We start from the raw sequence: 17,211 nt of genomic DNA on the forward strand, positions 1-17,211 counted from the left end.
ATGCGTTTATTTTCAAAATTAGGATTAACCCTTTTTGCCACCAGTAGCCTTGTACTGACAGGTTGTCAGCCTTTCGTACAAAAACCAGCCAACATTTCACAGCAAGTTGAAGCCGAAAATCAATTTAACCTACAAGGCAAAATTGGTGTGCGCACTCCGCAGCAATCTGGCAGTGCCTTTTTTACTTGGGTACAGCAGCAACAGCAGTTTGATATTGAACTGAGCGGCATTTTGGGCGTTGGTAAAACGCAAATTAGCGGACAACCAGGACAAGTCACCCTCAACAATGCCAAAACAGGGATAATTTATGCCGAAAGTCCTGAAGAACTGTTAGAACAAGCCACAGGTTGGCAAGCGCCCATCACCCACTTGGTCGATTGGGTACAAGCCCGACCTGCAACGGTCAATGCCCAAATTCAAAAAGACCCCCAACAGCGCCCGACTCAATTTATTGAAGATGGTTGGACGGTCGATTTGAGCTATAACGACAGTGCTAGTTTGCCAAACCGTCTGATTTTGAAACAAGCACTTGAATCAGGGCAAGAAAACCGTATTACAATGCTCATCCAAAATCGTTAATCACTTGCCAAGTTTCGCCATGATTCGTGTACCCTCACCTGCCAAATTAAATCTGTTTTTGCACATTACTGGGCGTCGTGACAACGGCTACCATGAATTGCAGACGATTTTTCAACTGATTGATTTATACGACTGGTTAGAATTTGAAGTCAATGCTACGCAGACTGTTCAAATTCAGGGCTTAAATAGTGTCGATTTAGAGCAAAACCTGATTTACAAAGCCACGCAAATTTTAAAACCTTACGCGAAACAAGCCACAGGTTTAAATATTTCAATTGAGAAGTACATCCCTATGGGTGCAGGGCTTGGCGGAGGTTCATCCAATGCCGCAACCACCTTAATTGTAGTCAATCAACTTTGGCAATGTGGCTTGGATACTCAAAAACTAGCTGAACTTGGTTTACAGCTCGGAGCAGATGTACCGATCTTTGTGCATGGTCGTAATGCATGGGCAGAAGGCATTGGTGAACAGTTAACATTCATAGACTTAGCCCCAAAACAATATATTGTGTTAAAACCTGACTGTTTTATCAGCACTCAACTACTTTTTTCACAAAAAACATTGACAAGAAACACGAAGCCCACTAAATTCTGCGGCTATCAGATAAAGCCATCTGACTTTGGAAATAATTTTGAGCCTGTGGCACGAAATTTATACCCCGAAGTTGATGAAGCAATGCGTTATTTAGACCAATTTGGTCAAGCAAAGCTTACAGGTACAGGTGCTTGTGTCTTTACTGAAGTGACTGCAGAAATGAATGTAGACGACATTTTGGCACACTCACCATGTACTGCGTACGTTGTGAACAGCTTAGATGAATCTCCATTACGACATTTCACAGTACAATAGGGGTATCGCCAAGTGGTAAGGCACCGGTTTTTGATATCGGCATCCGTTGGTTCGAATCCAGCTACCCCTGCCATCTCTTTCACCTGTAGATTACTGTATTAGGGGTATCGCCAAGTGGTAAGGCACCGGTTTTTGATATCGGCATCCGTTGGTTCGAATCCAGCTACCCCTGCCATCTTACAGTGATCAAATCTAGGGGTATCGCCAAGTGGTAAGGCACCGGTTTTTGATATCGGCATCCGTTGGTTCGAATCCAGCTACCCCTGCCATTTTCTCGCATTAGACAGAACCCCCAATATTACCGCTATCCTGTTAATTTACCTTGACAGAACGCAGTAAAAATATTAAAGTTCTGCCGCATTAGGGGTATCGCCAAGTGGTAAGGCACCGGTTTTTGATATCGGCATCCGTTGGTTCGAATCCAGCTACCCCTGCCATCTATTCTTACATACACCAACCGCCAAGGGTGCTTCATGCCCAATCTTGTCGTTTTTAGTGGAACCGCGCATCCACAATTCGCTCAAAAAGTCGTAAGCCACTTGCACATTCCTTTAGGTGCTGCATCAGTTTCTACCTTCTCTGATGGTGAGATTGCTGTAGAGATTACCGAGAATGTCCGTGGTAAAGACGTATTTATCGTACAACCTACTTGTGCGCCAACCAATGACAACCTCATGGAAATCTTGGTGATGGCTGACGCGTTGCGTCGAGCAAGTGCAGGTCGTATTACTGCTGTTATTCCTTACTTCGGTTATGCCCGCCAAGACCGTCGTCCTCGTTCTACACGTGTTCCAATTACCGCTAAAGTGGTTGCAGATATGCTCACCACTGTAGGGATTGACCGTGTGGTGATGATTGACTTGCACGCAGACCAAATTCAAGGTTTCTTCGACATCCCTGTAGACAACATTTATGGTACGCCTGCGTTATTGGCTGACCTGCGTCAACAGTCACACGACAACCTCATGGTGGTTTCACCAGACGTTGGTGGTGTGGTTCGTGCGCGCGCTGTTGCAAAACAAATGGGTGATATTGATCTTGCAATTATCGATAAACGTCGTCAAAAAGCGAATGAATCACAAGTGATGCATTTGATTGGTGATGTAAAAGATCGTGACTGTGTCATTGTAGATGACATGGTAGATACTGCAGGTACATTATGCAAAGCTGCCGATGCACTCAAAACTTTTGGTGCTCGCCGCGTTGTTGCTTATGCTACCCACCCTGTACTTTCAGGCAAAGCGATTGAAAACCTGAAAAATTCTGTCATTGATGAATTGGTTGTTACCGACACCATTCCTCTTTCAGAAGAAGCTCAAGCACTTGGTAAAATTCGCCAAGTATCTGTAGCAAGCATGGTTGCAGAAACAATTCGTCGTATTAACAACGAAGAATCTATTAGCGCAATGTTCGATTCTTATCTATAATAGAGCGCTAAATTTTCAAAGCCCTGCCACTTGGCAGGGCTTTCTATCACTAGATTGGTCGCAGATCTAGTTTATTTAAACTCAAAATAAGGATGTCTATTATGGCAAACTTCGTATTAAACGCTCAAGCGCGTGAAGCAGCTAACCAAGGGAAAGGTGCGAGCCGCCGCCTTCGTCACGCTGCATTAGTTCCAGCTATCATTTATGGTGGCGACGCTGAGCCTGTAACAATCACTTTAGAACTTCGTGAGCTTGTAAAAGCTTTAGAAAGCAATGCTTTCTTTGAAGAAGTTGTAGAAATCAAAGTAGGCGACAAAGTTGAAAACGTGAAAATCCAAGCGTTACAACGTCACCCTGCTAAAAACACACCTATGCACGCTGACTTCAAACGCGCATAAGTGTTCATGGTATAATTAGTGGCTAATATTTCACTGATTGTTGGTTTGGGCAACCCTGGTAAAGAGTATGCCCAAACCCGCCATAATGCAGGCTTCTGGTTTGTAGAACGCCTTGCAGATCAATATGGCATTACATTAAAAGCCGATCCTAAATTTCACGGGATCAGCGGACGTGGTAATATCGAAGGTCAAGACGTTCGTCTGTTATTACCCACAACCTTTATGAATCGTTCTGGTCAAAGTGTTGTTCCCTTCGCCAAATTCTATCAAATTGCACCTGAAGCAATGCTGATTGCTCATGATGAACTGGATATGAACCCAGGGATCATTCGCCTAAAAACGGGTGGTGGTCATGGTGGACATAATGGTTTACGTGACATCGTGCCGCACACAGGTCCAAACTTCCATCGTTTACGCATTGGTATTGGGCATCCGGGTTCAAAAGAACGCGTGTCTGGTCATGTACTGAGCAAAGCACCAAGTAGCGAGCAAACTTTAATGGATGATGCACTTGCACATGCATTAGGTCGTATCAAGTTACTGGTCAATGGCGAAGTACAACAAGCCATGAATCAAATCAATGCCTATAAACCGAACTGATGAATCCACAATTGTTGAACAATCACACTTGCCATGTCGCAATTTTCAGAGCAAAATGCGCTTTCTGCTCGGAACTGACATCCAGCAAGCAGTGTTTGAATTCAACCATAAGATAAAATCTTAGGTCCACTAAGGAGACGCTCACCATGCTATCTCGTTTATTAAAATGCAAAATCCACCGTGCTTTTGTAACTCATGCAGAACTTCACTACGAAGGTTCATGTGCAATTGACGGAACACTCATGGATTTGGCTGGCATTCGTGAATATGAAGAAATCCACGTATGGAACGTGACCAATGGTAAGCGCTTCACAACTTATGCAATTCGTGGTGAAGACAACTCAGGCATCATTTCAGTCAATGGTGGTGCTGCACACCAAGCCGATGTAGGCGATATTATTATTATTGCAACCTTTGGTGACTTCACTGAAGCAGAAGCCAATGCGCACGAACCACGTTTGGTCTATGCAAACCCAGACAATACCGTGAGCCACACTGCAAACTGTATTCCTGTACAAGTGGCTTAAGCCATTCCTGTATAAAATAAAAAACTCGCAAATTTTGCGAGTTTTTTTATGGCTCAATAAAAGTCTTTCTAGTCTTTAATCGCAAGAATTACAAATTAGTCATCGTGCAAGCTATGCAATAAGCTATGGCTAATACCATCAGCCCTTAAAAATGCAAAATCATAACTTGCGGTTGCAAGCGCCAACACGCGACGCTCAAATTCCTGCCACAAAGGTCGCACTTCTTTGTAGTGAATGCCCAAGCCACTTTCATCGGTAAAATGTCGATTTTTTTCACAAATTTTCAGTGCATGATACAACTTACGCCCTTTTGAAGCATCATCACGTAAACGCACCCGCTTAGAGCGGATAAACCCTTCGACATGACGCAGGTCAGCAAAAGGCAACATAGGCACTAAAATCTGATCAAGCTGTGCATCTAAACGACGCCAAACGGCAGTGTGTTGTTCAGACGTATAACTGTTCCATTGAATCACTTCATGGTTAAAGCGACGGCAACCTCGACAGACAGCATCACCAAACACCGTAGAACAACGACCTGCACACGGGGTTAAAGTGGCAATTTGACGATCCTTACTCAACACAACACTCCAATATTTAACAACACCTGTTGGCGCATCAACATGAACACAACATTCTTCTTTGAAACGAGTGGCATCATACCCCGTTCTGCTCCATTTTTAAAATGTTGTGTCGTGCTTTAAAACCATGTACCGCACTCGGTTTTCTCGCATATTCACACAAAGCAGGTTAGAATATGCGCCTTAAATTTTTGTCTTTCATCTATTGGAGTACTCCATGAACGCTACTGTAGAACAGCTTGCACCTGTAGAACAGCCAGCGACCACGACTTGGGTTGTTGCCGCACTTTATCAATTCAAAGAAGTTGCAGATCCTGCCGATCTTCAACAACGCTTATTAGATTTGGTAAATTCAATCAACCTTTGCGGTACTCTTATTGTGGCAGGTGAAGGCATTAATGGAACTGTAGCGGGTGATCGTGCCGCGATTGATCAAGTTCACCAATTTCTGTTGGATGAAGGCTTTACCGCAATGGAATACAAAGAGTCACATAGCTCTGAAAAGCCATTCCGTAAAATGAAAATCAAGCTGAAAAAAGAAATTGTGACTTTGGGTGTAGAAGTAAAACCACGTGATTTAGTCGGTCACTACCTAGACCCGAAAGAATGGAATGAACTGATTGCCCGTGACGATGTCATTCTGATTGATACCCGTAATGACTATGAATACAAAGCAGGAACGTTTAAGGGCGCAATTGACCCGAAAACCGAAACTTTCCGTGAATTTCCAGAATATGTGAAACAAAACCTAGAACAGCATAAAGATAAAAAAATTGCGATGTTCTGCACAGGCGGGATTCGTTGTGAAAAATCGACGTCATTATTGTTGCAAGAAGGTTTTACCGAGGTTTATCACTTAAAAGGTGGCGTACTTAAATACTTAGAAGAAACACCAGCCGATGAAAGCTTATGGGAAGGTGAATGTTTCGTATTTGATGGCCGTACTGCGGTGACACATGGTATGCAAGAAGGTCAAAACACCAAATGTCATGCTTGCGGTTGGCCATTACTGCCTGAAGAAGTTGAATTACCAAGCTATGAACACGGTGTATCTTGTGTGTACTGTATTGATAAAACCAGTGAGAAACAAAAAGAAGGTTTCCGTATGCGCCAATCACAAATTGCCGCAGCTAAACGTAAACGCCTGTAATCCGTACAGGCTCATACACATCAACAAGGTCTAACAAAAGCCATGTTGATGTTGTATCGACCACTCTAATCATATTGAAAAAGTCCTCATCCAGTATGGGGATTTTTTATGTCTACATATATGCTTCACGCAAGATTACATAGAACATAAAAATACAACGCTTGTTTACCAAGCATTGCGCAATATCCCCAGATTGGGTGATAGCATTCAATCAAAATAAGCCACAAAATCTGTGGCTATATTGGTGCAGATGTTCAGCACAAACTCAACATCTCCCATAACCCAAAATTCAAGGATCGTTATGTATTCCTAAATTTATATGCCGCAATCAGGAGTGACGCTATGCCTAAAACAACAATTTCAAATTCAATGCACACACTACGTTTTACGCCTGTAAAATCTGTGACTGCTACGCATAGCGCAACAATGCAAGATGGTTTGGAACATGAATCTCATACTTTTATTGTGGCTTTAGGTGCAATTTTAGGCGGTATTATTGCGGCATTTGTTGGCTATCATCTACAAGCGCATTTCTTGAATTACGCCCTGCTCTGTGCCATTCCTATACTTGTGGCATATAGCTTAAGACGTGTATATATCTATACCCTGACCCATGCAGAGCTTGATTAAGTCTAAATTGCGCAAGACTTTACTGTTCGTCCAATACTGCTTAGGATAGAAGCACTTTTCTAAAGCACAACTTGCATGAACTTAACTGAATGGATTATTTCCATTATGGAACAACTGGGCTACCTTGGTATTGCCCTGTTAATGTTTCTGGATAATGTTTTTCCACCCGTTCCTTCTGAAATTATTATGCCCTCTGCAGGCTATTCTGCATCGCAAGGGCAATTACTGCTATTGGGTGTCATCATTGCAGGCTGTATCGGCTCGTTGTTCGCAGCGGCAGTGTTATATTGGGTAGGTTATCGCTGCAAACATGAAAGTATTTACCACTGGGTCAATCGCTACGGTAAATATCTATGGATTAAAGAACAAGACGTCCGAAACTCCCTGCATTGGTTTGAACAATATGGACATCGGATTGTATTTTTTGGGCGCATGATTCCCGCTATTCGTTCTCTCATCAGTATTCCTGCAGGCATGAGCCACATGCCATTTTGGAAATTTATGTTTTATAGTGGTTTAGGCACAATAATTTGGACCACTTTTTTAGCCTGCGTGGGTTATTATTTTGGTGAAAACCAACAATTGATGCAGCAAATTTTCAGTCAAGTCAGTCATGTCATTATTGGCTTGGTGCTCTTAGTTATCGCCATTCTTTTATACCGTAGGCATAAACGTAAAATGCGTGGTTAATGTGCGTGTTGCTGTGCAATTGAATCAATTTTTTGGGGAAAATCAGACATGAAACCATATTTATTATTTTTTGCTGCGGTTTACAGTATTGCGCTGGTCTTACTCATCACCGTATTGATTTTTGGTCTGAACTTAGGCGGCTTAACCCTGCTCCCTGCATTAATTGCCGCAGCATTCATTAGCGCAGGACATTTTGTCAAAAAAGAACAACGCTTACCGAGCAGTGATGAAAAAATTCAACTGGTTTGGGGCTCAAGTGCGGTCGCGATTATTATTGGCAGCTTCTTTGTTTTTTTCTTGGTGCTGATGAATCCGAATGCAGAAGCCATTTTAAAAGCTGCAGATAAAGCAGGACTAGCACTGGCTGCGGTGGTGATGCTGTGTTTGATTGCGATTCATGGTGCAGTTTTTCATGTTGCCTATGGTTGGTATGCGAACCGTTATTATCAAAAAAAGTACTTATAAGCTTACCTAAAGTACGTATTTCACACTGAACCGCAACATCAAACACTTAAAATCAACATCAGGCTGATATATCACACATAAATTTACGTCTGACATGCGCTGTAACTGAAATGCATTCTGAATAGGCTATAAGCCTACATTGTAGCAGCGTAGATTAAGCCTATTCATAGCGATTTATGAATATAGGAACGCTATAACGCATACAAAGATAAAAAGGTGATTCGAATGTCAGATTTTGAACGCAATGAAAAAATTGACCGTGATGTGGTTAAGAACTTACCAAAAGAAGAACGTGATCGCTTAAATGCCGATCCAATTACAGGAGAACCTGGTGCACACCCTGTCGGTACTGGTTTAGGTGCTGTTGGCGGTGCGGCTACTGGTGCAACAGTAGGTGCGCTGGGTGGTCCAGTAGGTGCTGTGGTCGGTGGTGCTGTAGGCGCTGTAGTGGGTGGTTTGGCAGGTAAAGGTGCAGCAGAAGTTGTGAACCCTACCGAAGAAGAAGCTTACTGGCGTACCAATAGCTTAAATACAACCTACTTTACAGAAACACGCAACCATTATCATGATTTAGATTATGATCGTGACTATCAAAATGCCTATCGCATTGGTTATGAAAACCGCCCACATTATGATACGCACACACGTTTCGAAGATGTTGAGCCCGATCTAAGAAGCAAATGGGGGCAAATTAAAGGCAGTTCACGCTTAACGTGGGAACAAGCTAAATTTGCTGTCAAAGATGCTTGGGATCGTGCGACACGCTAATTGGTAACATGATCATTGAAGCGCCATAATAAAAAACGCACTGCGATTTGCGCAGTGCGTTTTTTTTATGAGGATTACATATTACACAATATGTAAACCAAGCCATTAATCAGGCGTGTGGTACATCAAATATAATTCATTCAGGTTTTCAGGAATTTCTTCTGCAATTTCGTCCATTAACTGACCATTGCGACGGAAAGATTCCATTTGTGGATCTTCTTCATCAATGCCGCTAAACACCATCATTGGCAAAGTTAAATCAACCAATTGCTCTTCAAATTCAGGCGTAAACCATGCTTCTTCGTTTAAGAACATCGCATCGACAAAGCCAACGCTCCAATCACCCAAACTTGAATCAACTTCTGCTTCTTCAATTTCAAATGGAAACTCAATGCCTTCTTCATTGGCTAAACTTTGGCGAATGCTTTCTAACCAAGCCTGAATTTGCGCAATAATTTCAGCAGGCACTTTCTTTTGGTTGCCTTCAAACAATTCATTTAACCATGGGTCAAATTGAGGTCCAACTGCAATGGCACACAAGAAACCATGCGTTGCAGCGAAGTCTAGACCATACTCGTTTTGGTCACCATCTAGATATTCACTTAACAGGTCTAAATCTAAAGCAGTCATTTCAAATCCATCGGTGTCAATTTAGGGGTGTAGCATAGCATTTTCAATGCCCGATACAGTACCTGATTTTAGTCATCTTCGTCGTCAAAATCGTCGTCATCGTCAAAATCATAATCAAAATCTTTGAGCTCACGTTCCAAACGACGTTGTGCGAGTAAATCATCAATCAAACGGCGCTTTTCTAAAGATTCTTTCGCGCTTATTTTGTTTGATGCCTCATCGAAATTAACATCATCATCACCGTAGTTATCATCTAGTTCAAAATCTGTAGAAGACACTAAAACTACCTCAGAATGAAAAAATGTGAAGGGTCTAGCCGCTATTTATCTGCCTTTATAAATATTGTCAAGTTTTATTTATTTTTTTCAAAAAACTGCAACATAGACAGCTTGCAACATTGCGGCAAATTTGTGTATTTATGAACAAGTTAGTATCATTATTTGAGATTCGCCCCAATCATAAAAATATTTTGCGGGCAAAAAGGAAATTGACTTGAAAAACAGTAATGAAGCCCCATATTCCTATCACAATCTTCATTCAAACATCATTTTAAAATCATGCTTGATTGATCAATTCACCCCCTATTTAAAGCGAATTGTGCTATCATGCACGGTTTTTCACTGCCACAGATTCAACGAAGAGTAAGCAAAGATGAGCGATATGAATTCCCCTACTTCGCAAGTAGCGGCTCTGATTAGCCGAGGCAAAGAGCAAGGTTACCTAACTTACGCTGAGGTTAACGATCATCTCCCGGACTCAATCACAGAAAGCGAGCAGATTGAAGACATTATTCAAATGCTTCAAGACGTCGGTATTCCTGTGCATGAACGTGCGCCTGAATCTGATGATGCAATGTTCGAGGATAATGCGGAAGCTGCCGACGAAGTTGCTGAAGAAGAAGCTGCAGCGGTACTTGCCTCTGTAGAAAATGAGCCTGGTCGCACCACAGACCCTGTGCGTATGTATATGCGTGAAATGGGTACGGTTGAGCTGTTAACGCGTGAAGGTGAAATTAGCATTGCGAAACGTATTGAAGAAGGGATTCGCGATGTACTTCACTCGATTGCCTACTGGCCAAACGCAGTGCAAGTGGTACTGCAAGAATATAAAGATTATGAAGCAGGCGAACGTCGCCTTGCCGATATTTTATCAGGTTATTTAGACCCTGAAACCGATGAAGAAATTCCAGAAGTTTTAGAAGACGAAGCCGATTTAGACAAAGAAGAAGACACCAGCAACAAACCAACCAAAGACGTCAAACTTGATGATGACGATGAGGAAGAAGAAGCTGAAGCCGAAGAAGAATCTGAAGCAGATTCAGGTCCAGACCCAGAAATTGCAAGAATGCGTTTTGGTGAATTGGAACAGGCTTATCTTGCAAAAATTGCTGCCATTGAAAAACATGGTCGTGAAAGTGCCGAAGCTCAAGAGGCTTTAGAAGCTTTAGCGACTGTATTCATGATGTTTAAATTTACGCCACGTTTATTCGATATTATTTCGGAAATGATTCGTGGTACACATGAACAAATTCGTACTGCTGAACGTGAAGTGATGCGTTATGCGGTGCGTCGTGGTCGTATGGATCGTACTCAATTCCGTACCTCATTCCCAGGTCAGGAATCTAACTTTGCTTGGTTAGACGAGCACATTGCCAAAGCACCTGCCGACCAAAAAGGCTATTTGGAAAAAGTACGTCCAGATATTTTGGCGTTCCAACAAAAAATTGCCGACATTGAAAAAGAGTTAGGCTTAGATGTTAAAGGCATCAAAGAAATTTCTAAGCGTATGGCAGTAGGCGAAGCCAAAGCCCGTCGTGCGAAAAAAGAAATGGTTGAAGCCAACTTGCGTCTGGTTATTTCGATTGCAAAAAAATACACCAACCGTGGTTTACAATTCCTAGACTTGATTCAGGAAGGTAACATCGGCTTGATGAAAGCGGTAGACAAGTTCGAATACCGTCGTGGTTATAAGTTCTCGACTTATGCAACATGGTGGATTCGTCAGGCGATTACCCGTTCTATTGCCGACCAAGCGCGTACCATTCGTATTCCAGTACACATGATCGAAACCATTAACAAGATCAACCGTGTATCGCGTCAATTGCTTCAGGAAATGGGTCGTGAACCGACTCCAGAAGAATTAGGCGAACGCTTGGAAATGGATGAAGTTAAAGTTCGTAAAGTTCTGAAAATTGCCAAAGAGCCGATTTCTATGGAAACGCCAATTGGTGATGATGAAGATTCACATTTGGGTGACTTCATTGAGGACAGCAACATCACCTCACCTGTTGATGCGGCAACCTCTGAAGGCTTAAAAGAAGCGACCCGTGAAGTGCTTGAAAACTTGACTGAACGTGAAGCCAAAGTTCTGAAAATGCGTTTTGGTATTGATATGCCAACCGATCATACTTTGGAAGAAGTTGGGAAGCAGTTTGATGTGACCCGTGAACGTATCCGTCAGATTGAAGCCAAAGCCTTACGTAAACTTCGTCATCCTTCGCGTTCTGAACACTTACGCTCGTTCTTGGAAAATGACTAAGATTGCTGCATAAATGAGCTATTGAAATTTTTAAATTCAGCCTCATTTATTCAACAAGACAAAAAACGCCTGCCCTATGCAGGCGTTTGATATAGAGATAGAGACACACGCTTATGACGTTATTCAACCGTACCCCATCTCGTGAACTACAAGAGCATCTTTGGGTGTTTCCAATGGATTACCCAATTAAACTCATTGGTGACGCGGGTGATGAACTGCGTATTGCTGTGGTTGAAATTTTAGTGAAGCACTTCCCTGAGTTTGATGCACAAAGCATCAGCATTACCCCATCACGCACAGGCAAGTATCATTCAATTACAGCACAATTGCGTTTTGAAGAATTGGAACAAGTGCATGCCATTTATGCAGATTTGGCAGCTTGCCCACTGATTAAAACTGCATTGTAATTTTGTAGATTGATTTTCAAATAACACGCTTTCGGGCGTGTTTTTTGTTTCTGCGCTGCCAAAATCTTATTCAATCCACAAATCCCCTACAGCCGCCACATTTTCGTATAATAAAATCAATTTCTTGCTTTTATGGATAGGACTGCATCACTGTGGATACTGCACAACGGCCAAACCTGATTATTCGTCAATATCATGACCTGACTGACTATCAAGCTCGCTTTCAGGAAATGAAAGACTGGACTGAACAACGTGATGCAGACAGCCCTGACCAACTCTGGATTTTGCAACATCCGAATGTACTGACCCAAGGGCAAGCAGGCAAAGCCGAACATATTTTAATGGCGACAGATATTCCTGTGGTACAGACTGATCGTGGTGGTCAAGTCACATGGCATGGCCCAGGCCAATTGGTCGCCTACTTCATGTTTGACCTGAACCGTTTAGGCTGGAATGTCCGCACTTTGGTATCTTATGCTGAAAACTTGATGATTGAGCTGCTTAAAAAATACGGCATTGAAGCCTATGCCAAAGCCGATGCACCGGGGGTATATGTCAATGAACGGAAAATTGGCTCACTTGGTTTTAAAATTCGTAAAGGCCGTAGTTATCATGGTTTAGCCCTTAATATTGATTGTGACTTGACTGGTTTTCAAAGTATCAACCCTTGCGGCTATGCAGGTTTGGAAATGGTACGTGTGATGGATTTAGTCAATGACTATCCACATTTTGAAAACTTCTGCGCAGATATCATTGAAACTTTACAAAACAGCGGTTACTTTAATGACGTTCAAGTCATTCACGTATAAATGGCTTTCTTTTCAATAAGAAATAAAATAGAGTATTTACTCTAAATAATGATTTATAACACAGGGATTCAGCGCGTGATTTCAACTAAATCTGTGAAACCCGCTTTGCAACTGGCCTATGTCAAACTCATGATGGATGTGATTGGCAGAGGTTTAGTCATGGCAAGTCAGGTCGATGAAGAAATTAAACAAGAAGTTGCCAAATTTCCCAGCAACTTTGTGTTGTCTATGAAAGTTTTTCCGAATGGTCCAGCCTTTGTTGCCAAAGTCACTGCAGATCATCAATTAGAACTGTTACAGAATACGGCACAAAAACCCGATTTAACCATTACCTTTAAACACTTAAATCATGCATTTTTAGTGTTTTCATTTCAGGAAAGTACCGCACAGGCCTTTGCGCATGACCGCATGATTGCCGATGGTGACGTGTCTTATGCAATTCGCTTGGTACGTTGCCTGAACAAAATGGAAGCACTGATCTTGCCTAAATTACTGGCAGAACTGGCGGTAAAACAATATCCGACTGAACTCAGCTTAAAAGAAAAACTATCAGGTGCAGCCAATATCTATCTAAAAGTTGCCCAATCTTATTTCAAACGGAGTGCATAACATGGCGAAGCCTTATTACGAATTTTTTTGCCCAGTCAAAGTCATTGCAGGTCATGCCGCGCTTGAACATATTCCGTTTGAATTGGCGACACTCGGTTCGCAGCGTCCAATGATCATTACCGACAAAGGTGTGCGTTCCAACAATTTGCTTGCACCGATTGAAGCGGCTTTTGAATCTACCGATGCCGTGATTGGCTATGTTTTTGATGATGTCCCGCAAGATTCAAGTGTGGCAACAGTGCGTCGTGCGGCACAGTTGTACCGTGAAAATAACTGTGATGCCATTATCGCGGTGGGTGGCGGTTCAGTCATTGACACTTCTAAAGCCACCAATATTTTAGTCAGCGAGGGCGGTGATGACTTATTGCAATATTCAGGTGCGCATAACTTACCACGTCCACTGAAACCTTTTTTTGTGATTCCAACCACATCTGGAACAGGTTCAGAAGTGACTATGGTTGCGGTGGTATCCGACACAGAAAAGAACGTCAAAATGCCATTTGCATCGTATTACTTAATGCCACATGCAGCCATTTTAGACCCGCGTATGACGCAAACTTTGCCACCACATTTAACAGCAATGACGGCTATGGATGCCATGACGCACGCCATTGAGGCTTATAGTTGCATGGCAGCCAACCCAATTTCTGATGCTTATGCCACTGCAGCAATTAAAAAAATCAGCAATAACCTGTTCAATGTATTAGACAACCCAAGCGATGAACAAGGCCGTTTGGAATTGGCACAAGCATCTACTATGGCGGGCATTGCATTTTCAAATTCCATGGTTGGTTTAGTGCATTCCTTAGGTCATGCCTTGGGTGCTGTGGCACATTTGCCACATGGACTGTGCATGAATTTATTCTTGCCATACGTGTTGGAATACAACGAAGACGTCAATGCCGATAAAATTGCCGAGCTACTATTACCTTTGGCTGGCGCAGACGTCTATGCACAAACCCCTGCACATTTACGTGCCGATAAAACCATTTCGACACTCTTAGCCATTCGTGATCGCTTATATGCACTGACCAAATTGCCACGCACTTTACAAGAAACTGGTAAAGTCAGCGAAGCACAATTAGATGAAGTCGCTGAAAAAGCCCTGAACGATGGTTCGATTATTTACAACCCGAAAGAAGCCAATTTAGAAGAACTCAAAGCCATCTTAAAAAAGGCTTGGTAATTCCTACAAAATAGGCGAACATAGCCGAAAATCTAGCCTGATGTTTTTCTAAACATCGGGCTTTTCATTGGTAGACTGCTGCGTCTGATGTTTTTTCATCAATATGGCGTTTTTTCTGCTAAAAAAGAAAGCAAAGATACTGACAAAGCGCGTCATTATGGAGTAGATTGGCGCGTTTTTACTTTTTATGTAGGGGGGATTGTTCGTCTCAAACAATCCTGAACAAACATGACTGATCCTTGATCAACGATTAAGAGGATAACGCCGTTGACAAATATCTCTGGGACTCAATCGGCAGCTAAACTGCAAAAAACGCTAGGACTCTGGCACATTATTATTATTGGTTTAGCCTACATTCAACCGATGACGTTATTCGACACTTTCGGCTTAGTATCGGAAGAAAGTCATTTTCACGTACCCACATCTTATATTTTTGCACTGGTTGCCATTCTTTTAACTTCTTTAAGTTATGGTCACATGATTCGTCGTTATCCTTCTTCTGGGTCGGCGTATACCTATGCACAAAAATCGATTCACCCCAACGTTGGTTTTATGGTGGGTTGGTCATCTTGGCTAGATTATTTACTCTCGCCAATGGTCAACATCATCTTGGCGGTGATTTATCTGGAAGCCTTATTCCCTGATGTGAATCACTGGATTTGGGTGGTGGTACTCACGGCATTTATGACGGGTGTCAACTTGCGTGGCGCGCGTTTTGTCGCCAACTTTAACAGTATGATCGTTTTGGTACAGTTGGTGGTCATTGGCGTATTTACATGGATGATGTACACCAAACTTCAGGCAGGTTTCAATGCCGATGGTCCAATCACTGCCGAGCAACGCTATCAGTTATGGAGCTTAGAACCTTTCTGGAATGAACTGACTTCGGTAGGCGCATTGATTACAGGTGCAACCCTACTCTGCTTTTCATTTACAGGTTTTGACTCACTCAGCTCGCTTGCAGAAGAAACCAAAGACACTGAAAAAACCTTACCGAAGGCAATGTTCTTAACTGCGCTGATTGCGGGTGTGATTTTTATTGTCAGCACCTATTTCATGCAGATTTTCTTCCCGAATGAACCAGGCAGCTACTTTAAAAATATTGCTGAAACACAGCCAGAAATTCTGCTCTTGGTCGGCGGCTCGTTGTTCCAGTCATATGTGCTTGCCTTTGCTATTGTAACGGTAATGGCATCGGGTATTTCGGCTCATGCGGGCGTATCGCGTTTAATGTACGTGATGGGTCGTGATGGCGTGATCAACAAAAAAATCTTTGGTCATATCAGCCCACGCAGCTATACACCTTCATACAATATTTTAATTGTAGGTGCTGTAGCGTTAACTGCTGGTTTTATGGACTTGGATTTTGTCATTTCATTAATCAGTTTTGGTGCCCTCACCGCATTTAGCTTTGTGAATTTATCGGTGATTTCACGTTACGCGCTACGTGATGGTCGTACCAAAGGCTTTAAAGACCTTCTCAATTTTGTGATCGTACCGTTGTGCGGCTTTATTGCAGTCTTTGCTTTATGGCTCGAAGTCGATGAAACTTCATTGAAGTATGGCTTATGGTGGGCAATGTTTGGGGTTTTATACCTCGGTTATAAAACCAAAGGCTTTAAACACCCTGCTCCGCAGCACAATGAGTTTGATGATCGCTAAGACAAATAGCATCACAACTTTAAGATCAGGCGCTTTATGCGCCTTTTCTTATGCCTCAAATGGATTGCAGCGTTAAATCAGCAAAATAGCGAAAACAAAAATGCTAAGTACAATTTTGTCTCAGCTTTTTATCTATCAATGCATACAATTACGATGAAGATCGCATCAAATTTGAAATGAATTGATGCTCAAATTAGAGCAATGCTTTAAAACCTTGCTGACGCCATGCCTCATACACAATCACAGCCGTTGCATTGGACAAGTTTAAACTACGTGAGTTTTCTGCCATGGGTAAACGAATCCAGTGCTGCTGCGGAAACAACATGCGTACGGCTTCTGGCAAACCGCGTGTTTCAGGCCCCATCAACAAGGCAACAGGTCGGTTTAAATCCGAAGTATGTGGTGTTTCTGTGCCTTTGGTGGTTAATGGATAAATCGCATCTAAACCCACGCCTTTGCTGTCTAAATCAGCCAAGCATTGCTCAAGATTGTCCCAAATTTGCATACGTGCCCATTCGTGATAATCCAAACCTGCACGTTTCAGCTTTTTATCATCCAGCTCAAAACCCAATGGCTTAATCAAATGCAATTGCGCACCTGTATTGGCACACAAACGAATGATATTTCCTGTATTGGCTGGAATTTCAGGCTCATATAAAACAACGTGGATCACAAATTTTCTCTACTTTTCACAATCCCTCCTCA

21 protein-coding genes and 4 tRNA genes are annotated in these 17,211 nt (G+C 42.4%); 21 read left to right on the plus strand and 4 right to left on the minus strand.

From position 1 onward, the window contains the following. The 10 genes from lolB to panD all read left to right on the plus strand — a co-directional run bounded on the left by lolB (position 1) and on the right by panD (position 4,381). Entirely contained in the window at positions 1 to 579 is a 579-nt protein-coding gene (gene lolB, locus HYG89_RS04270) for a lipoprotein insertase outer membrane protein LolB (RefSeq protein WP_178866171.1), read from the plus strand. Positions 580 to 598: 19 nt separating this feature from the next. Next, positions 599 to 1,429 (plus strand): 4-(cytidine 5'-diphospho)-2-C-methyl-D-erythritol kinase, encoded by an 831-nt coding sequence (gene ispE / locus HYG89_RS04275; protein WP_104853142.1) that lies wholly within the window; start codon positions 599 to 601, stop codon positions 1,427 to 1,429. Continuing rightward, positions 1,428 to 1,502, plus strand: a tRNA-Gln gene (locus HYG89_RS04280). Before ispE ends, HYG89_RS04280 begins: the two co-directional genes overlap by 2 nt. Before the next feature lie 27 nt (positions 1,503 to 1,529). Beyond that, positions 1,530 to 1,604, plus strand: a tRNA-Gln gene (locus tag HYG89_RS04285). A 19-nt stretch (positions 1,605 to 1,623) separates the two neighbouring features. Continuing rightward, a tRNA-Gln gene (locus HYG89_RS04290) sits at positions 1,624 to 1,698 on the plus strand. A gap of 93 nt (positions 1,699 to 1,791) precedes the next feature. Beyond that, positions 1,792 to 1,866, plus strand: a tRNA-Gln gene (locus tag HYG89_RS04295). Positions 1,867 to 1,902: 36 nt separating this feature from the next. Next, positions 1,903 to 2,856, plus strand: coding sequence for a ribose-phosphate pyrophosphokinase (locus HYG89_RS04300; RefSeq protein WP_004972226.1), 954 nt, complete (start codon positions 1,903 to 1,905; stop codon positions 2,854 to 2,856). Between the two features lie 101 nt (positions 2,857 to 2,957). After that, complete coding sequence (gene rplY, locus HYG89_RS04305) at positions 2,958 to 3,254, plus strand: 50S ribosomal protein L25 (RefSeq protein ID WP_004972228.1); 297 nt, start codon at positions 2,958 to 2,960, stop codon at positions 3,252 to 3,254. A gap of 18 nt (positions 3,255 to 3,272) precedes the next feature. Then, positions 3,273 to 3,854 carry an aminoacyl-tRNA hydrolase gene (gene pth, locus HYG89_RS04310; protein WP_004972230.1) on the plus strand — a complete coding sequence of 194 codons (582 nt, stop codon included), beginning with the start codon at positions 3,273 to 3,275 and terminating at the stop codon, positions 3,852 to 3,854. Positions 3,855 to 4,000: 146 nt separating this feature from the next. Further along, positions 4,001 to 4,381 (plus strand): aspartate 1-decarboxylase, encoded by a 381-nt coding sequence (panD, locus tag HYG89_RS04315; protein WP_004972232.1) that lies wholly within the window; start codon positions 4,001 to 4,003, stop codon positions 4,379 to 4,381. Between the two features lie 95 nt (positions 4,382 to 4,476). Here panD and HYG89_RS04320 read toward each other — a convergent pair whose 3' ends face one another. Further along, positions 4,477 to 4,962, minus strand: a complete 486-nt coding sequence (locus HYG89_RS04320) for a DUF1289 domain-containing protein (protein ID WP_004972234.1) — start codon at positions 4,960 to 4,962, stop codon at positions 4,477 to 4,479. A 217-nt stretch (positions 4,963 to 5,179) separates the two neighbouring features. Between HYG89_RS04320 and HYG89_RS04325 the strand changes: the two genes are divergently transcribed. The 5 genes from HYG89_RS04325 (at position 5,180) to HYG89_RS04345 (ending at position 8,665) form a co-directional block, all read left to right on the plus strand. Then, positions 5,180 to 6,112 (plus strand): rhodanese-related sulfurtransferase, encoded by a 933-nt coding sequence (locus HYG89_RS04325; protein WP_004972236.1) that lies wholly within the window; start codon positions 5,180 to 5,182, stop codon positions 6,110 to 6,112. Positions 6,113 to 6,454: 342 nt separating this feature from the next. Next, the gene (locus tag HYG89_RS04330; RefSeq protein WP_096901025.1) at positions 6,455 to 6,742 is read left to right on the plus strand and encodes a hypothetical protein; all 288 of its coding nucleotides are present in this window, start codon (positions 6,455 to 6,457) and stop codon (positions 6,740 to 6,742) included. Positions 6,743 to 6,817: 75 nt separating this feature from the next. Next, positions 6,818 to 7,432, plus strand: coding sequence for a DedA family protein (locus tag HYG89_RS04335; protein WP_178866172.1), 615 nt, complete (start codon positions 6,818 to 6,820; stop codon positions 7,430 to 7,432). A 48-nt stretch (positions 7,433 to 7,480) separates the two neighbouring features. Next, positions 7,481 to 7,897 (plus strand): ABZJ_00895 family protein, encoded by a 417-nt coding sequence (locus HYG89_RS04340; protein WP_178866173.1) that lies wholly within the window; start codon positions 7,481 to 7,483, stop codon positions 7,895 to 7,897. Positions 7,898 to 8,122: 225 nt separating this feature from the next. After that, positions 8,123 to 8,665 (plus strand): hypothetical protein, encoded by a 543-nt coding sequence (locus HYG89_RS04345; protein WP_131260684.1) that lies wholly within the window; start codon positions 8,123 to 8,125, stop codon positions 8,663 to 8,665. A gap of 105 nt (positions 8,666 to 8,770) precedes the next feature. Here HYG89_RS04345 and HYG89_RS04350 read toward each other — a convergent pair whose 3' ends face one another. Together HYG89_RS04350 and HYG89_RS04355 are read right to left on the minus strand one after the other, a co-directional pair. Beyond that, the gene (locus HYG89_RS04350) at positions 8,771 to 9,295 is read right to left on the minus strand and encodes a YecA family protein (protein ID WP_004972244.1); all 525 of its coding nucleotides are present in this window, start codon (positions 9,293 to 9,295) and stop codon (positions 8,771 to 8,773) included. Positions 9,296 to 9,363: 68 nt separating this feature from the next. Further along, complete coding sequence (locus HYG89_RS04355; RefSeq protein WP_004972246.1) at positions 9,364 to 9,573, minus strand: PA3496 family putative envelope integrity protein; 210 nt, start codon at positions 9,571 to 9,573, stop codon at positions 9,364 to 9,366. 373 nt (positions 9,574 to 9,946) lie between these two features. Here HYG89_RS04355 and rpoD point away from each other — a divergent pair, with 373 nt between their 5' ends. The 6 genes from rpoD (at position 9,947) to HYG89_RS04385 (ending at position 16,506) form a co-directional block, all read left to right on the plus strand. Continuing rightward, positions 9,947 to 11,833, plus strand: coding sequence for an RNA polymerase sigma factor RpoD (gene rpoD, locus HYG89_RS04360; protein ID WP_004972247.1), 1,887 nt, complete (start codon positions 9,947 to 9,949; stop codon positions 11,831 to 11,833). Positions 11,834 to 11,946: 113 nt separating this feature from the next. After that, positions 11,947 to 12,240, plus strand: a complete 294-nt coding sequence (locus HYG89_RS04365; protein ID WP_019837061.1) for a YbeD family protein — start codon at positions 11,947 to 11,949, stop codon at positions 12,238 to 12,240. A gap of 152 nt (positions 12,241 to 12,392) precedes the next feature. Continuing rightward, positions 12,393 to 13,049: a lipoyl(octanoyl) transferase LipB gene (gene lipB, locus HYG89_RS04370; protein WP_004972253.1), complete on the plus strand. Its 657-nt coding sequence runs from the start codon at positions 12,393 to 12,395 to the stop codon at positions 13,047 to 13,049. 75 nt (positions 13,050 to 13,124) lie between these two features. Next, the gene (locus HYG89_RS04375; RefSeq protein WP_026438100.1) at positions 13,125 to 13,658 is read left to right on the plus strand and encodes a hypothetical protein; all 534 of its coding nucleotides are present in this window, start codon (positions 13,125 to 13,127) and stop codon (positions 13,656 to 13,658) included. A 1-nt stretch (position 13,659) separates the two neighbouring features. Beyond that, a complete protein-coding gene (locus HYG89_RS04380; RefSeq protein ID WP_178866174.1) occupies positions 13,660 to 14,844 on the plus strand; it encodes an iron-containing alcohol dehydrogenase in 1,185 nt (394 codons plus the stop codon). Between the two features lie 267 nt (positions 14,845 to 15,111). Beyond that, positions 15,112 to 16,506 (plus strand): APC family permease, encoded by a 1,395-nt coding sequence (locus HYG89_RS04385; RefSeq protein WP_178866175.1) that lies wholly within the window; start codon positions 15,112 to 15,114, stop codon positions 16,504 to 16,506. Between the two features lie 193 nt (positions 16,507 to 16,699). Here HYG89_RS04385 and HYG89_RS04390 read toward each other — a convergent pair whose 3' ends face one another. After that, positions 16,700 to 17,179 (minus strand): tRNA (cytidine(34)-2'-O)-methyltransferase, encoded by a 480-nt coding sequence (locus HYG89_RS04390; RefSeq protein ID WP_004972260.1) that lies wholly within the window; start codon positions 17,177 to 17,179, stop codon positions 16,700 to 16,702. Positions 17,180 to 17,211: the final 32 nt, after the last annotated feature.

The organism is Acinetobacter sp. SwsAc5 (assembly GCF_013391485.1).
Classification (GTDB): domain Bacteria; phylum Pseudomonadota; class Gammaproteobacteria; order Pseudomonadales; family Moraxellaceae; genus Acinetobacter; species Acinetobacter towneri.

Excerpts from the sequence above, each read along its gene's own strand:
- HYG89_RS04380 (WP_178866174.1), top strand. The coding sequence starts at position 13,660 with ATGGCGAAGCCTTATTACGAATTTTTTTGCCCAGTCAAAGTCATTGCA.
- HYG89_RS04300 (WP_004972226.1), top strand. The coding sequence starts at position 1,903 with ATGCCCAATCTTGTCGTTTTTAGTGGAACCGCGCATCCACAATTCGCT.
- rplY (WP_004972228.1), top strand. The coding sequence starts at position 2,958 with ATGGCAAACTTCGTATTAAACGCTCAAGCGCGTGAAGCAGCTAACCAA.
- rpoD (WP_004972247.1), top strand. The coding sequence starts at position 9,947 with ATGAGCGATATGAATTCCCCTACTTCGCAAGTAGCGGCTCTGATTAGC.
- HYG89_RS04365 (WP_019837061.1), top strand. The coding sequence starts at position 11,947 with ATGACGTTATTCAACCGTACCCCATCTCGTGAACTACAAGAGCATCTT.
- ispE (WP_104853142.1), top strand. The coding sequence starts at position 599 with ATGATTCGTGTACCCTCACCTGCCAAATTAAATCTGTTTTTGCACATT.
- HYG89_RS04340 (WP_178866173.1), top strand. The coding sequence starts at position 7,481 with ATGAAACCATATTTATTATTTTTTGCTGCGGTTTACAGTATTGCGCTG.
- HYG89_RS04335 (WP_178866172.1), top strand. The coding sequence starts at position 6,818 with ATGAACTTAACTGAATGGATTATTTCCATTATGGAACAACTGGGCTAC.
- HYG89_RS04345 (WP_131260684.1), top strand. The coding sequence starts at position 8,123 with ATGTCAGATTTTGAACGCAATGAAAAAATTGACCGTGATGTGGTTAAG.
- panD (WP_004972232.1), top strand. The coding sequence starts at position 4,001 with ATGCTATCTCGTTTATTAAAATGCAAAATCCACCGTGCTTTTGTAACT.
- lolB (WP_178866171.1), top strand. The coding sequence starts at position 1 with ATGCGTTTATTTTCAAAATTAGGATTAACCCTTTTTGCCACCAGTAGC.
- HYG89_RS04330 (WP_096901025.1), top strand. The coding sequence starts at position 6,455 with ATGCCTAAAACAACAATTTCAAATTCAATGCACACACTACGTTTTACG.
- HYG89_RS04350 (WP_004972244.1), bottom strand. The coding sequence starts at position 9,295 with ATGACTGCTTTAGATTTAGACCTGTTAAGTGAATATCTAGATGGTGAC.
- HYG89_RS04325 (WP_004972236.1), top strand. The coding sequence starts at position 5,180 with ATGAACGCTACTGTAGAACAGCTTGCACCTGTAGAACAGCCAGCGACC.